The sequence below is a fragment of the Streptomyces cinnamoneus genome, assembly GCF_014650495.1.
Classification (GTDB): domain Bacteria; phylum Actinomycetota; class Actinomycetes; order Streptomycetales; family Streptomycetaceae; genus Streptomyces; species Streptomyces cinnamoneus.
The window spans coordinates 177,783-192,685 of the sequence record NZ_BMVB01000012.1 but is presented as its reverse complement, the minus strand read 5'-3'; the positions used below and the strand labels follow the sequence as shown (position 1 = coordinate 192,685).

The 14,903-nt window shown below is 74.1% G+C and carries 10 protein-coding genes; 5 read left to right on the top strand and 5 right to left on the bottom strand.

Features of this window, described 5'->3' with window-relative positions:
- Nucleotides 1-99 precede the first annotated feature (99 nt).
- Together aspA and IE182_RS19280 are read right to left on the bottom strand one after the other, a co-directional pair.
- Nucleotides 100-1,536 (bottom strand): aspartate ammonia-lyase, encoded by a 1,437-nt coding sequence (gene aspA, locus IE182_RS19285; RefSeq protein ID WP_190111103.1) that lies wholly within the window; start codon nucleotides 1,534-1,536, stop codon nucleotides 100-102.
- Nucleotides 1,537-1,580: 44 nt separating this feature from the next.
- On the bottom strand, nucleotides 1,581-2,582 hold the full coding sequence (locus tag IE182_RS19280; RefSeq protein ID WP_190111102.1) for an asparaginase: 1,002 nt from the start codon (nucleotides 2,580-2,582) through the stop codon (nucleotides 1,581-1,583).
- Between the two features lie 139 nt (nucleotides 2,583-2,721).
- On the opposite strand from IE182_RS19280, the gene IE182_RS19275 reads away from it, so the two are divergent.
- A complete protein-coding gene (locus IE182_RS19275) occupies nucleotides 2,722-3,177 on the top strand; it encodes an Lrp/AsnC family transcriptional regulator (protein WP_190111101.1) in 456 nt (151 codons plus the stop codon).
- A 34-nt stretch (nucleotides 3,178-3,211) separates the two neighbouring features.
- Here the strand turns inward: IE182_RS19275 and IE182_RS19270 are convergent, their stop codons facing one another.
- From IE182_RS19270 to IE182_RS19260, 3 genes are read right to left on the bottom strand one after another with little or no spacing between them, the layout of a single operon-like run.
- The gene (locus IE182_RS19270; protein WP_190111100.1) at nucleotides 3,212-4,078 is read right to left on the bottom strand and encodes a geranyl diphosphate 2-C-methyltransferase; all 867 of its coding nucleotides are present in this window, start codon (nucleotides 4,076-4,078) and stop codon (nucleotides 3,212-3,214) included.
- A gap of 54 nt (nucleotides 4,079-4,132) precedes the next feature.
- Entirely contained in the window at nucleotides 4,133-5,344 is a 1,212-nt protein-coding gene (locus IE182_RS19265; RefSeq protein ID WP_190111099.1) for a family 2 encapsulin nanocompartment cargo protein terpene cyclase, read from the bottom strand.
- 33 nt (nucleotides 5,345-5,377) lie between these two features.
- Nucleotides 5,378-6,805 (bottom strand): family 2B encapsulin nanocompartment shell protein, encoded by a 1,428-nt coding sequence (locus IE182_RS19260; protein WP_190111098.1) that lies wholly within the window; start codon nucleotides 6,803-6,805, stop codon nucleotides 5,378-5,380.
- A gap of 535 nt (nucleotides 6,806-7,340) precedes the next feature.
- Here IE182_RS19260 and IE182_RS19255 point away from each other — a divergent pair.
- Genes IE182_RS19255 through IE182_RS19240 form a run of 4 tightly spaced genes read left to right on the top strand, consistent with a single transcriptional unit; the run spans nucleotide 7,341 to nucleotide 14,902 of the window.
- On the top strand, nucleotides 7,341-9,563 hold the full coding sequence (locus IE182_RS19255; protein ID WP_190111097.1) for a hypothetical protein: 2,223 nt from the start codon (nucleotides 7,341-7,343) through the stop codon (nucleotides 9,561-9,563).
- Between the two features lies 1 nt (nucleotide 9,564).
- Nucleotides 9,565-10,815: a TRAFAC clade GTPase domain-containing protein gene (locus tag IE182_RS19250; RefSeq protein WP_190111096.1), complete on the top strand. Its 1,251-nt coding sequence runs from the start codon at nucleotides 9,565-9,567 to the stop codon at nucleotides 10,813-10,815.
- Nucleotides 10,812-13,286 (top strand): GTPase-associated protein 1-related protein, encoded by a 2,475-nt coding sequence (locus IE182_RS19245; RefSeq protein WP_190111095.1) that lies wholly within the window; start codon nucleotides 10,812-10,814, stop codon nucleotides 13,284-13,286. The genes IE182_RS19250 and IE182_RS19245 overlap by 4 nt, the downstream gene beginning before the upstream one ends.
- Complete coding sequence (locus tag IE182_RS19240) at nucleotides 13,283-14,902, top strand: TRAFAC clade GTPase domain-containing protein (RefSeq protein ID WP_190111094.1); 1,620 nt, start codon at nucleotides 13,283-13,285, stop codon at nucleotides 14,900-14,902. The genes IE182_RS19245 and IE182_RS19240 overlap by 4 nt, the downstream gene beginning before the upstream one ends.
- Nucleotide 14,903 lies beyond the last annotated feature (1 nt).

The window sequence follows — 14,903 nt, the reverse complement described above, 5'->3', positions numbered from 1 at the left end:
GGCTGACGGCCGTCCCACCCGCAGGGACCTCCAGTCGGACCGTCATCGAGTACGAGACGCTAGGCGCCGTTGCCATGAGAGAACTTCCTCTTTTCTGTTTCAGGACCGGACGGCCGTCGCGGCGGTCCGTGCGTGGGGGCGGGCGAGGTTGTCCGGGTGGAGGATCTCCCGGAGCTGCTCCTCGGTGAGCAGGCCCTTGGCCAGGACGAGGTCGTGGACGGAGGCGCCGGTGGTCAGGGCCTCCTGGGCGACGGCGGTGGCCTGCTCGTAGCCGATGTGCGGGTTCAGGGCGGTGGCCAGGCCGATGGACTGCCCGACGAGGCGTGCCAGGTGCTCGCGGTTGGCGGTGATGCCGGTGACGCACCGCTCGGCCAGGGTCAGGCAGCCGGCGCTCAGGTGACCGATGCTCTTGAGGAGGCTGTGCGCGATGACGGGCTCGAAGGCGTTGAGCTGGAGCTGGCCGGCCTCGGCGGCGAAGGTGACGGTCACGTCGTTGCCGATGACCTCGAACGCGATCTGGTTGACGACCTCCGGTATCACCGGGTTGACCTTGCCGGGCATGATGCTCGAACCCGCCTGCACGGGCGGCAGGTTGATCTCGGCGAGGCCGGCGCGCGGACCGCAGGACAGCAGGCGCAGGTCGTTGCAGGTCTTGGAGAGCTTGACGGCGATCCGCTTGAGGACCCCGGAGAGCTGGACGAACGCGCCCATGTCCTGCGTGGCCTCGACCAGGTCGCCGGCGACCGTGAACGGGATGCCGGTGATGGCGCTCAGGTGCCGGCAGGCCAGTTCCGCGTAGTGGGGGTGGGCGTTGAGGCCGGTGCCGATGGCGGTGCCGCCGAGGTTGATCTCGCGGAGCAGCGCGCACGCCTCGGCCAGGCGGGCCCGGTCCTCGTCCAGCATGACGGCGTACGCGGAGAACTCCTGGCCCAGCGTCATGGGGACCGCGTCCTGCAGCTGCGTGCGGCCCATCTTCAGGACGTCCGCGAACTCCTTCGCCTTGTCCGCGAAGGCCCGGCGCAGCACGTCCATGGCGTCGAGGAGGCGGTCGGCGGCGAGCTGCAGCGAGAGGTTGACGGAGGTCGGGTAGACGTCGTTCGTGCTCTGGCCGGCGTTGACGTCCTCCAGGGGGTGCAGGTGCCGGTAGTCGCCCTTGTCGTGGCCGAGGAGCTCCAGGGCCCGGTTGGCGATGACCTCGTTGGCGTTCATGTTGGTGGAGGTGCCGGCGCCGCCCTGGATCACGTCGACGACGAAGTGGTCGTGCCACTGCCCGGCGCGGATCTCCTCGCACGCCTTCACGATCGCGTCCGCCTTGCGGTCGTCCAGCAGGCCGAGGTCGCGGTTGGCGAGCGCGGTGGCCTGCTTGACGGAGGCGAGCGCGGTGACGAGCTCGGGGTGGGCGGAGATGCGGGTCCCGGTGATGGGGAAGTTCTCGACGGCCCGGAGGGTGTGGACGCCGTAGTACGCGGCGGTGGGGACGTCGCGCTCGCCGAGGAGGTCGTGTTCGGTGCGGGAGGGACCGGGGACGGCCGACATGGTGCTGGATCCGATCAGTGCGGTGGGGGGGAGGAGAAGCGGGGTCAGGAGGTGGCGGGCGTGCCGAGGGCGCGCCGCAGGGCCCGGGTGCCGTCATCCGTGGCGCCCGCGGGGTGGGCGAGCGCGGCGGCGAGGACGGCGATGCGTGCCTGGCCGGCGCGGAGGGTGCCGGTGAGCACGGCGCCGGCGGCCGCGAGGTCCACGGCGCCGCCGTGGGTGTAGATCTCGGCGACGGTGCCTGCGGGGACGCGGGTGGTCAGGGCGACGAGCACGCCGCGTGCGACGGCCGCCTCGACGGCGGCGACGACCTCGGGGGTCGCGTTGCCCGCGCCGGTCGCGACCAGGACGATGCCCCGGGCGCCGGCGTCGACGGCGGCGTTGAAGAGCAGGGGGTCCGCGTCGCAGTGGTGGGTGACGATGTCGACCCGCGGGAGGGGGGTGCCGGCGGCCGGCAGGGGCAGCGGCTGCGGGCGGTCGGGCTGCCGGCGGACGAGGACGTGCCCGTCCTTGACGTCCGCGACCGGGCTGCCGGAGGGGTCGGCGAACGCGTCGGCCGCGAGCGTCTGCACCTTGATCGTGCCGCGTGCGGCGTGTATCCGGCCGTCGAAGGCGACCAGGACGCCGTGGCCGCGCAGCGCGGCCGAGCTCGCGGCCAGCAGGGCGTCGTGGAGGTTGCGGGGGCCGTCGCCGTCGGGTGCTTCGAGCGGGAGCTGGGCGCCGGTGAGGACGACGGGGCGGGCATCGTCGTGGTGGAGGTCGAGGAGGAAGGCCGACTCCTCCAGGGTGTCCGTGCCGTGGGTGACGACGATGCCGTCCACGGCGGGGTCGGCCAGGACCTCGTGCACGGTCTGCAGCAGCGCGAGCTGGTCGCGGGTGGTGAGCCGGGCGCTGTTGACGCTCATCAGGTCGACGACCCGTACGGTCACGCCGGCGGGCACCGCGGCCGTGGCCAGTACGTCCCCGCCCCGTGCGTCGGCGGCGAAGCCGGAGCCCTGCCAGCGGCTGGCGATCGTCCCGCCCGTGCTGATGACGACGACCTGTCCCACGGTGCCCGCCTTTCTCAAGATCATCTGACGTCGGCCGCGAGGGGTACCGGCCGAGCAGGTGAACGATAGGACGAATCGCACGCAATCGGGTCGCTGAAATGAGCGGGGGGACCGTCGAAGTGTGGTGGATAATTGCGCGATGGATGCCATCGACAGAAATATCTTGCGCCAGCTCCAGGACGACGGTCGTCTGACCATCCAGGAGCTCGCCCATCGCGTCGGCCTGACGCCCTCCCCCTGCATGCGCCGCGTCCGCCAGCTGGAACAGGACGGCGTCATCCAGGGCTACCGGGCGGTGATCAACCCCGAGGCCGTCGGCCGGAGCTTCGAGGTCCTCGTCTCCATCGAGGTCAAGCGCGACCGTGAGGCGGTCGAGGCGTTCGAGGCGGCCCTCCAGGACATCCCCGACGTCATCGAGGCGTACCGCCTCTTCGGCAGCCCCGGCTGCATGCTCCGCATCGCGGTCGCCGACATCACCGCCTACGAGCGCCTGTGGATCGAGCGCCTCACGACGCTCTCGGGCATCACCGAGGTCAACTCGCAGATCATCATGAAGCGCGTCAAGGAACCCAGGGGCCTGCCGGTCGACCACTGATGCGGATGCGCCCGGCAGACCCCCCTCCGCGCGGTCAGATGCGGTCGGCGGCGATGAGGAGGTAGTGGAAGCTGCCCTCCTTGTACGCGGTCAGGAACGGGTCCTCGACGCCGGTGGCGAGGGAGGACTGGGCCCGCAGCTCCCAGTACGGAATGGTGGCGGCCGTGAGGTCGACGACGTTGATGGGCACGAGGCCGTTGGCGGCCATGGCCTTGAAGTAGGCGCTGCGGGGGTGGATGTTGCAGGTGTAGTGCTCGTCGATGCGGCTGACCGCCTTGGAGCGCAGGCCCGTGACGTCGTTGGAGCAGCCGGTGATGGTGACGTAGCGGCCGCCGTACGCCAGCTGGCGGGCGTGCTCGGCGAAGAGCTCGAACAGGTCCACGTACATGGTGGACTCGTTGTTCCAGATGCCCTGGAAGGCGCCGGTGGGGAGGCCGGTGTCCAGCATGTTGCCGAAGTGGTAGCGGACCTTGTCGTCCACGCCGCGCTTGCGGGCCTGGTCGTTGGCGAAGTCGACCTGGGACCGGGAGATGGACAGGCCGTCGACCTGGCAGCCGAAGCGCGCGTTGGCCATGATGCTGGTGCCGCCGCGGCCGCAGCCGGCGTCCAGCAGGCGCTGGTCGGGGGCTATGGGACCGAGGTGGTCGAGGAGGACGTCGGCCTGGGCCGACTCCAGCCGGTGCAGCTCCCGGACGATGCGCTCGTCCCGGGTCTCCTGCGGGCCCTCCAGGACGGAGGGGTCGTAGTCGCCGAGCCCGTAGTGGTGGTGGTAGAGGCCGTCGACGTCGCCCAGACGCAGGTTGACCGGGTCCTTCTCGTTGTTCCAGTACTCGGCGACGGCCTTCTGGTAGGCGGTGCGCAGGACGCCGGCCGGGGCGGCGGGGGCAGGGGTGGTCGTCATGGGGATGCTCCTTACGGCATTGCAGGGGGAGAGTGGGGTGACGAGGGGGCGGGCTCAGGCGCCGTTGTAGCGGGAGCTGCCGGCGTGCCATGCGCGGTTGCCGCCGAGCCAGGCCCACACGCCGGCGAGGAAGCGGCGCAGCTGGGGTGAGCCGGTGAGGGCGAGGGCCGCGGCCTGGGTCTCGTAGGCGCGTACCAGCTCGTCGTGGATCTCCACGCTCCGCTCGACCGCCTCGCGCGGCGAGCACTGCTCCTCCTCGGCGATCACGGTGGGCAGGTTGAACTCCACGCCCGAGGAGTCGTGTTCCTTCGTCATCGAGTACAGGTCGTTGACGAGCGTGCTCGCGGTGGCGGCCGTCGTCACGGCGCGGCGCACGCGCGGGTCGGCGTACTCGGTGGCGGGCAGCGCGTAGCCGCCGACCACGTCGGTCAGCGCGATGCAGGGCAGGAAGCTGTTGATCTGCCGGTGGGCCAGGTATTCGTGGACGCTGGGCACGTGGCCGCGGGTCCGCCAGGACCCCTCCTGGCCGTAGCCGACGAAGAGGACGGCGACCTCGTGCCGCAGCCGGGCCACCTGGGACGGTTCCGCGTACCGGCCCAGGTGGTCGAGGCCCGAGCGCAGGGCGACCCGTACGGGGTCGTCGCGCAGGTCCCTCTCCCAGGCGGGCGCGTAGCGGGCCGGGAGGTGGGCGGGGTCGAGGGCCGCGTAGGCGAGGCCGAGGTGCGAGCCGAGGAGTTCGGGCCGGGAACCCACGGTCTCGTCGTCGCAGTAGTAGTCGTCCGTGGCCCACTCCGCGAGCGCGCACTTCCCGGCCGCGAGCAGCCGGTCCGGGTCGTCGGTGTCGGGGTGGGCCAGCATCATCAGGCGCCCGAAGTCGGCGGCGCGGACGCGGTCGAGGCGTCCGGCGTAGATGCCGACCTCGTCGGCCCACGCCACCAGCCGGTCGTTGACCTCCCGGCCGAGTGCCGGGTCGTCCCGGACGGCGGGCGGGCAGTACAGCTCCGGGACCCCGGTACCGCTGGGGTCGCCGGCCGGCTCCGCGGCGGCCTCGGCAGCCGCTCTGCGGGCCACGATGCGGGCGGCCGAGGTGCCCAGTCCCGTGGGCCCGGTGGGCAGGGCGGTGCCCACCGGGCGGGGGGCGGCGACTCCGGGCAGCGCCTCCGGCGCGGAACGGCCGATGCCCTGGTGGTGGGTGAGCAGCGTGGCCACGAGCCGTGCCACGTCGTGGCGGGCCGTGGGCGCGGTGATCCGGGACAGCAGTGACACCGGTTCTTCTCTCCGTTCCGGGGGTGGTGCCCGTCAGGACGGGGTGTGGAAGACCTCGACGTTCTCCAGGACGCCGAGCGCGTCGGGCACGAGAACGGCGGCCGAGTGGTAGGTGCTGACCAGGTAGGAGATGAGGGCCTGGTCGTTGATGCCCATGAACCGCACGTTCAGGCCCGGCTCGTACTCGTCGGGGATCCCGGTCTGCCGCAGGCCGACCACGCCGTGCTCGGCCTCGCCCAGGCGCATGGCGAGGATGGAGGAGGTGCCCTCCTCCGAGACGGGGATCTTGCCGCAGGGGAAGACCGGCACGCCCCGCCAGGCGGGCACTGACCGGCCGCCCACCTCGGCGGTGTCGAAGGGCAGGCCCCGCTTGTTGCACTCGCGGGCGAAGGCGGAGACGGCCCGGGGGTGGGCGAAGAACGCCTTGGTGCCGCGCCGCATGCTCAACAGCTCGTCCATGTCGTCGGGGGTGGGCGGGCCCGAGTGGGTGGAGATGCGCTGGCTGTGGTCGGCGTTGTGCAGCAGGCCGAAGTCGGGGTTGTTGACCAGCTCGGCCTCCTGGCGCTCGCGCAGCGCCTCGATGGTCAGCCGCAGCTGCTGCTCGATCTGGTCCATCGGGTCGTTGTAGAGGTCGGCGACGCGGCTGTGCACCCGGAGGACCGTCTGGGCCACGCTCAGTTCGTACTCGCGGGGGGCGAGCTCGTAGTCGACGAAGGTGCCCGGCAGCGCGGGCTCGCCGGTGTGGCCGGAGGCGAGGGCGATGTCCGCCTCGCCCTTCTTGTTCTGCGGCCGCGCCTTCTCGGCCTGGCGCCGCCGGACGTGGGCCCGCAGCCGCTCGTTGCGGCCGGCCACCTCCTCGTACGCGGCCCGGGGCAGGGCCAGTACGGTGCACGCCGTCATCGCGCGCGCCGTGAACTCCCACGCGCCCGGTTCCTCGGCCACCACCTGGGCGCCGAAGAACCCGCCGTCGGCCAGCACGCCGCGCCGGATCTCCTCGCCGTACTTCCCGGTGCCGACCTTCTCCACCTTGCCGCGTGCGATCAGGTAGACGTGGTCGACGGACCGGCCGCGCTCGGCGATCACCTCGCCGGGCCCGTACTCCGCCTGCCGGCACCGCTCGGCCAGCGCCCGCAGCACCGTCCCGTCGTCGAACCCGCGCAGCAGCGGCAGCTCGCCCAGTTCCGCGGGGATGACCCTGACCGCGGCCCCTTCCTGGACGAAGGTGACCCGGCCGTCGCCGACCTCGTACACCAGGCGCCGGTTGACCCGGTACGTGCCGCCCTTCACCTCGACCCAGGGCAGCATGCGCAGCAGCCACCGCGAGCTGGTGCCCTGCATCTGGGGGACGGTCTTGGTGGTGGTCGCCAGGTTCCGTGCAGCGGCGATCCCCAGGCTGAGCTGTGCCCGGCCTGCGTGCTGTTCGGGCTGCTCCGGCTGCTGCCGGTGCGCTGCGGTCGACATCCCGGTCCCTTCCGTCTGGGCGCATGCGTCAAGAGGGAGCCCCTGCGTCCACCCGGTCGGGCGACGTGGAGCTCCCGCCGCGCAAGTGAAGCAGCGCGAAATGATGTTGGTCGAAATGACGGAGGATGCACCGGCGCGTTTGCGCCATCGGGCGGGCACGGGCCGGCACGATTCGCCCAGGGTTTCGAGGGGCGATGGGGGTGGTCAAGGACGGAGATCGCGTCCGCTATGCCGTGCTGGTCGGCATTTCGGGCGACCTGCGCCAGGGTTTCGCGACCGCTTCCCCGCCGCGGCGCACGCGACGGCCGGGGTGATCGAGGTGGCCGATAACGTGCAGTCGGCCGGGTTCCGCGGGGACGCGGCGGACACACCTGGACAACACGGAGTAACGCGGGGTGACACGACGTCGAGTTCGCGCCACGACCCGTGCATATTCGGACGGGTTGCTCAAGAATTCGAAAAGCCTCGCGTCGACGGTCGCGGATCTGCTGGGATGGCCCCTCACAGATGTTGGCAGTGAGCACGGGGGCGGCACGTGGGGCTGGAGTTCGGGCATCGCCTCGGGCTGCCCCAGGCACTGACCGCAGTGCCGCTGTCACCGTTGGTCGGCGGCTATGAGGACCTCGTCGCCCGGCAACACGCCCTGGGGCTACGGCACATGGGCGAGGCGCTGGTCGACCCGGGCGGACGTCTGCGCGTGCTGGACGGGGTGTACGTCTCGCGTGCGCCGCGCGGCTGGCGGCGCATCGACGGAGCCGCACTGCGGCGGTCGGCCGCGGACGGACCCCCCGCCGGCGAGCTCTTACTGATGTTGGCGGATCTGCACGACCACGACCCGACGGCGCTACGGCGCGTGCTGCTCTACCAGTTGATCGAGCTCCTGCAGAGCCGCCCGCCGGACGGACGCGACGCCATGGCGCTCTCACTGGGGGTCGATCCGGGGGAGGTCGCAGCCCTGGTCCATGCCGCGGGTGCGCAGCGCAGGCCGGACGCCGCACAACGGGCGGCCGCCGAGGGACTTCAGGACGCATGGGAGCGCCGAAGGCTCCGCCACGCCGCCCGTCTGGCGTCCCGACTGCCGCCCGGCGGCGGCCCGGACCCCTTCCTCGCGGAGCGGCTGCGGCAGATAGCGGCCCTCGTGGGGGAGACGGACGCGTCCCTCGCCGCAGCGCACCGGCTGGAGAGGCAAGGGGACGGGGAAGGGGCGGCCGGCCGCTACCTGCAGGCCGCCCGGCTCGCGGCCGACTCGAAGCGGGCGCTGCGCGGACTCGTCCGTACGCACCGGCCCGGCGGGGGCGCGCCGGGGCCGCTGGCCGTGGAGCTGCTCGCCGCGGGCCCGGCGCAACTGACCTGGGCGGACGACGGCGACATCACGACCTGGCGGGTCATCAGGCTCGACCGCTCCACGGATGGCCGTGCGCCGTCCGTGACCGAGGTCCGGGGGCGGGCGTCGGGCGGGTCCGCCCAGGACCCCCACCCTCCTCTCGGCGCCCAGGTACGGTATGCGGTCCTCCCCTTGCGGGACGGTGTCGTCGACGGCCCGCCCCTGGTGTCGGCACCCCTGCTCGTCGCGCCGGAGGTCTTGGGCCTCCGGCTGGCCGACGGCCGGGAGCGCGTGACGGCCGTCTGGACGACGCCCGCACAAGCCGTCGCCGTGCGCGCGGTCATGACCGGACCCGACGGCACCGAGCGCGAGATCGCCGCCGTCGACGGCGGGTTCACGGTGCACGGGCTGCGCACCGGGCCGTACCGGGTGCGCGTCAGCTGCCGCTACCGCGGTACGGACGGCCGGGAGGTCGGGTCACCGGGCGTCGAGGACACCATCACCGTCCCCACCTGGCCGTCGCCCGTCCTCGGTCTCGCCGCCACGGCCGGGGAGGGGGGCGTGCGCTTCTCCTGGACCGGCGGCGAGGACGCCGAGGTGCGGCTGGTCGAGTGGCCGGGCGGCGCCCCCGCCACCGGCACCGAACTCTCCCTCTCCTCCGAGGACGTGCCCGAGCCGTTGCCCTGGCCGCGGGCGGTGCCCGGGGTGCTCGTCCCGCCGCCCGGTGCCGTCGTGCGCGTCACGGCCGTCGCGGTGCGCGGTGAGCGCGCCGTGGCCGGACCGGGCGTCCGCATCGAGGTGCCGCACCCGGTCACGGCGCTGACCGCCGAGCGCATCGACGGCGGGCTCGCCCGGGTCACCTTCGACTGGCCCGCGGACGCGGGACAGGTGGCGGTCTCCGTCGAACAGGAGGGACGCCGGGCCGAGCACCGCGTCGCCCGCAGCGTGTTCCTCCGCGAGGGCCTGCACCTGCCAGTCGGTCCGTCACCGGCACGGCTGACCGCGCAGGCGGTGCCCCGCACGACGGACGCGACCGTCGTCCCTCCTCCCGCCGCCGCGGCTCAACTGCCCGCCGACGTCACCATCGCGTACCGGGTGGTCCCCGGCTCCCGCCGGTCCCTGCGCAGGAGGCCCGCCACGGTGCGGATTTCGCTGTCGTCCCCCGCCGGGGAACCCGCGGGCGGGCTGCCGGAGTTCGTCCTCGTCGCCCGCCCGGGCACCGGATCGCTGCCGGTCCGTCCGCGTGATCCCGCCGACGGCACCACGGTGCTGCGGCTGAGCGGCGAGGAGCTGCACCGCGCGGGGCGCGTCGAGCGCGAGATCGCCACCGGCGCCTGTCGCCCCCCGTACGCCTTGCGCGGATTCCTGCTCGGCGGCGCGGCCGCCTCCGTGCGCCTCGAAGAGCCCTCCCCCGCAACCCTGGTGGTCCGCTGACATGACGTCCGTCATCTGCCCCTACTGCTTCGACCGTGCCCCGGCCGCGCGGTTGCCGTACCGCTGTCTGATGACGGCGACCGGCGTGCGCGGCGGTCAGCCGTGCAATCCGGAGCGCGACGACGTGTGGGCCGAGTTCATGGGTCCGAGCGTGCCGCCCGCGCTGCGGATGCGCGGCCCGGTCTTCGCCGCGCCACGCTCCCTCGGCGGGCTGCGCGGCGGCGGCTCGCGCGCGGCCTGCCCCGGCTGCGGGGTCTCCACCCCCGTCCGGGTCTGCCGCCGCTGCCACAGCGACTTCCCCAGCGACTACTGCGACCAGGACAGCCGCATCATCGCGCTGGTCGGCGCGAAGGCGTCCGGCAAGAGCACCTACGTGGCGGTGCTCGTCAACGAGCTGCGCAACCGGGTGGGGCGCGCCTACGACGCCTCGCTCGCCGCCATGGGCAGCGACACCCAGCGCCGCGACCGGGAGCTGGCCGAGGACCTCTACGACCGGCTGCGGCTGCCCGAGGCCACCCGCCCGGCGGCCATGGGCTTCAACGACCCGCTGTTGTACCGGCTGAGCCTGCCGCGCCGCAGGCGGCTCGGGGACGGCAGCCGGCACACCGCGCTGGTGTTCTTCGACGCCGCGGGCGAGGACCTGGGCAGCGCCGAGGCGATGGACCGCTACACCCACTACCTCCGCGCCGCCGACGGCATCATCCTGCTCGTCGATCCGTTGCAGCTCGGCTCCGTGCGCGACCGGCTGCCGCCCGGCGAGGGGCCGCCGCTGCCCGCCGTCGAGACGCCGCCGGCGCAGATCGCCGCGGATCTCGCCGCCCAGCTGCGCGCGCACGGCCGCGGCGGATCGCGCGGCCGGGTCACCACCCCGATGGCTGTGGCCGTGACCAAGACCGACATGCTGCGACCGATGCTCGGCCCGCACTCCCCGCTGCTGCGCAACGCCCCGCACCACGGCGGCACCCTCGACGGAGGGGACCGGCTGGCCGTGCACGAGGAGATGCGCGCCCTGATGGAGGACTGGGACTCCGGAGCGCTGCGCCGGCAGCTGGAGCGGGACTTCGCCGAACTGTCCTTCTTCGGTCTGTCGGCGCTCGGTTCGCCGCCGCCCGCACAGGCGCCGGCGGACGCCCCCAAGTCGGGGCCGCAGCCGCTGCGCGTGGAGGATCCGCTGCTGTGGCTGCTCGGGCGCCGCGGCCTCGTCCCCGTGAGCAAACCCGGGAAGCCCACGGCCAAGGGGGTCGGCGCATGAGCCTGGCGCAGCTGCACTACACCTCGGCCCCGCCCGGACCAGATGGTTCCGGTTTCCGGTTCACCGCGGTGTCCCCGGAGGTGCCGCCGTCGCTGGTCAGGGAGACCGAGCAGCTCATCGGGTACGAGCCGCCCCGCGACGCCCCGCCGCGCCCCACGGAGGCCGAGCTGGCCGCCTTCCCCGAGGCGTTCAGCCACAGCGTGCTCTCCGACGGCAGCCGGCTGCTGGCCCGTACGGTCTACACGGGCGCCGACTACAGCGGGCGGTGGGGCAACTTCCACGCCCACGCCGTGCACCTGCCGGCGGGCACCACGCTGCCGGACGGCGCGCTGCCCATCACCGCCTGGGGCTCCCCGCGATGGGCCGTCGCCACCCCGCAGGGCGGGGTGCCGGAGCCGTTGGATGCGCTGCCCGCCGCGGGCCGCCTCACCCGCGACCGCCTGGTCGCCTTCGCCGCCTCGCGTGCGCCGTGGCTCGCCGGGTTCTTCGCCGATCTGCGCAGACTCGCCGAGGACGAGGCCGCACCGCAGATCGTCCTCGTCGAGCGGGACAGCACCGATGTGGCCTGGTGGATCGCGCTGGCCAGCACCGTACTGCCCCGTGAGGGCGCGCACCGGCTGACGTTCACCACGTACACGCGGCGGCCGCAGCTCGCGCGGCAGCAGATCATCGGCGTGCTGCCGGACGACAGCCGGCATCTGAGCGGGCACGACCAGCGGTACCGCGTGTACGACTGCACCGGACAGGGGCCCGGGCAGGCGGTGGCCGACGCCTGGGCGGAGGCCGCCGCGCGCATCTGGCTGGGCGGAGCACCCGGACTGTTCAAGGAGGCGGGCTCGCTGCCGGGCGGCCCGTTCACCCCCGGCCCGCTCGCCGTCACCGCGCTCTGCGCGGGCATCGGGCTCGGCGCCGCGGGCCGTACCGAGGCCGCGGACTGGGCGCGCGAGCACGGAGAGGTGCTGGGCGCCGAGCGGCTGCACCGTCTGGTGGCGGCGCTGTGCGCGCCCGCCCCCGACCGGACCGAGGCCGAAACAGCCGCTCTCGGCGGGCTGTTCACGATGCTCGACGGCAGGGTGCCGGCCGCCGCCACCGCACCGCTCGCCGCCCTGGTGCTGACCGAAGCCGTCCGCTCGCCCGGGTCCGTCACAGGGCTCGACGCCGTGCGGCCCGGCTCCCTCACCGAGGGCATGGGACAGCGCCTCGCCACCGAGCTGGCCCCCGCACTACGGGCCGGCATCGCCGACGCCGGGCAGGACACCGCACGGCCCGTGCAGCTGCTGCGCATCGCCGCCGTGCTCGGCGTGGACTGCTCGGACCTTCTGCCGGACGTGGCACGCAGGCTCTCCACCGCGCTGCTCGCCGACCCGGACACGGCGCGGACGACCGCGGTGCGCCGGGCGCTGGAGGAGGACGTCGCGCTGCGCACCGCCCTGTTCGGCAAGCTCGACGAGCTGGCCGTGGGCGATCCGCCCGCGGTGGCCCGGCTGCTCGCCCGGATCCCCCTCGGCCCCCTGGAGGAGGGCCGGGTCCTGCCCCATCTGCGGATGTGCGCCGAGGCGTCACGGGTGACGGCGGGCCGCAGCGACCGCGTCACCGCCCTGAACGCGGTGCTGCGGGCCGCCGGCATCTCCCTCTACGCCGAGCCGCTCATCATGCGCACCGCGGTCCACCTGGTGTGGGACGACGGCACTCCGACCGCCGGGGAGGCGCGGCTGACGCTCGGTGAGACCGGCCCCGTCCCCCACCGTACGGCCGGCACCTGGCCCCTGCTCGTCCGGGCCGCGCTCGAAGGGCCCGCCGACGATCCGGACGTACCCGACCTCGCCGGCGAACTGCTGGCCGGCTTCTCCGAGGACCTCGCAGCGCGCGAACGAGCGGCGCTGCTGCTCCTGGAATTCGCCCGCGACCTGCGGAACGGCTCGGCGGGACCGGGCTGGACCGACCGGGCGCTGTCGCTGCGGAAGGTGGCGGAGCCCGTGGAGCCCACCGTGCTCGGGCGTGTCTTCGAGGCACTCGCGCACCGGCTGCTCGCCGGGGACCGTCCGGGCGGGGAGCTGGACGCGCTGATCCACGGCGGCGATCCCGGCCTCCTGGCCGCCTACGCGCGGGCCGCCCGGTCGGAGCGGGTGCGCAGCCGGCTGCGCACGAGCCCCGACGGTGCAGCGGACTGCTTCGTCGCCTGGAGCTCGCACCCCCAGGCGAACGATGCCTGGCACGCGACGCGCACGGAGCTCCTCGACTCGGTGCTGCGCCCCGTCGTGCGGGAGCTGCCCGCCGACGACGTCGCCTCCGTCGAGGGCTGCCTGGAACGCATGGGCGGCCGCTGGGCGGAGGAGTTCCGGGCGTGGAACCGGCCGGGGGCGTTCGGCCGGCTCGGCCGCCGCCTTGCCGGACGGGGCCGCAGAGGCGCGGCGGGCGGGCACCGCTGGGGCGATGTGGAGCCGCCGCGCAAGGACGGCGGCCTGTCATGAGTCTGCTGTCCCTGGTGATGTGGGCGACTGGCCTCGTGGCGGTGCCGCTGTGCGTCTGCAACACCCTGTGGCTGTTCCTCGGCCACTCGCTGAAGGCCGCCGGGACCGTCCTCGGTCCCCGGCGGACCGGAACACCTGACCCGAGGATTTTGGGGGTGGGGCCGGGCGAGCCCGCCCACCGCGCGTACTGGTCGCGGCAGATGTGGCGGGACGCCCTGGCGGCGGCGCGCATCGCGCTGCACGCCATCTGGTTCCGGCTGACCACCGAGTGGCTGAAGGGCTCGGTCGCCCGGCTGTTCCGGGGCCGCCGGCCGGCAACCGGCCGGCCGGGCGAGAACGGGTTCACCCGCACCGTCATGCGGGTGGTCGCTCCGGGAACGGCCGTCGGGGCGGCCCTGGGGGCGGGGCTGGCGGCCCTGGCGATGTCCATGGTCCTGGCCGTCTTCGGGCTGCTGTGCGGCGCGGTGTGGCTGGGGGCCATGGCGGCCGTCGGCGTCCTGCGCGGCGCGGAACACCTCCGGGTGCTGGCCCGCGGCATCCGTATGAAGTGCCCCCATCCCGGCTGCTACCGGCCGTTCCCGCTGGCCGTCCACCGCTGCCCCGACTGCGGTGTGCCGCACGGCGACCTGCGCCCCGGCCCCCACGGCGTGCTGTGGCACGTGTGCGTCTGCGGGCAGCGCCTGGTCACGACCTCCTTCGCGGGCCGGGGGCGCCTGGCCACCCGCTGCCCGCACTGCGACCAGCAGCTCCCCGACGCGGTCGGCAGCATCCGCGTGGTGCACGTGCCGCTGGTCGGCGGCACTTCCTCCGGGAAGACGATGCTGATGGCGGCCGTGGTGGCGGGGCTCCAGTCCTGGTCGCGGCGGAGCCCGCTGGAGGTGGAGTACGCCTCCGCGGCCGACCGGCGGGACGGCGGGGCCCTCCACCAGCAGGTGCAGCAGGCCGGCTGGGCACACAAGACGCAGGGCGGACAGCCCCGGGCCTTCATGCTGGTCGTCCGGCACGGCAGGCGGCGGCGACTGCTGTACCTGTACGACCCGATGGGCGAGTCGCTGCGCGACGCGGGCTCCGTGCGGGAGCAGCAGTACCTGGCCCATGCCGATGGGGTGGTCCTGGTCGCCGACGTCCTCGCGGAACCCACGGTGCGGCGCGGGCTGCGGGGCGCCGACGCGGAGCGGGCGGACGCCGCCCGGCCGGCGGACCAGGGGCCGACGGACACCTACCAGCGGCTGACGGGCGAGCTGGCGGCGCTCACGGGGCGGCGCGCGCGCATGCCGGTGGCCACGGTGGTCACCAAGCGGGACGTGCTCGACCAGATCTCCACGCTGCCCGTGCCCGGTGCCAGGATCGACCGCTGGCTGACGGACATCGGCCTCGGCGCCCTGGTGCGCGGTCTGGGTCACGACTTCGGGGCGGCCCGCTACTGGGCCGTGAGCGCTCATGCGGCCACCGGTGCCGGGGCGCTGGACAGCGAGCAGCGCCGGGCGGCGGAGCCGGTGCTGTGGGTGCTGGCCCGCTCGGGCCTGCGCGTGGGAGCCCTCGCCGCCGAGACGGCCGCGCCGGACGCCCTGGGGCCGCGCGGCAGCACGACCGTGTCCGATCCATCAGGGCGCTGAC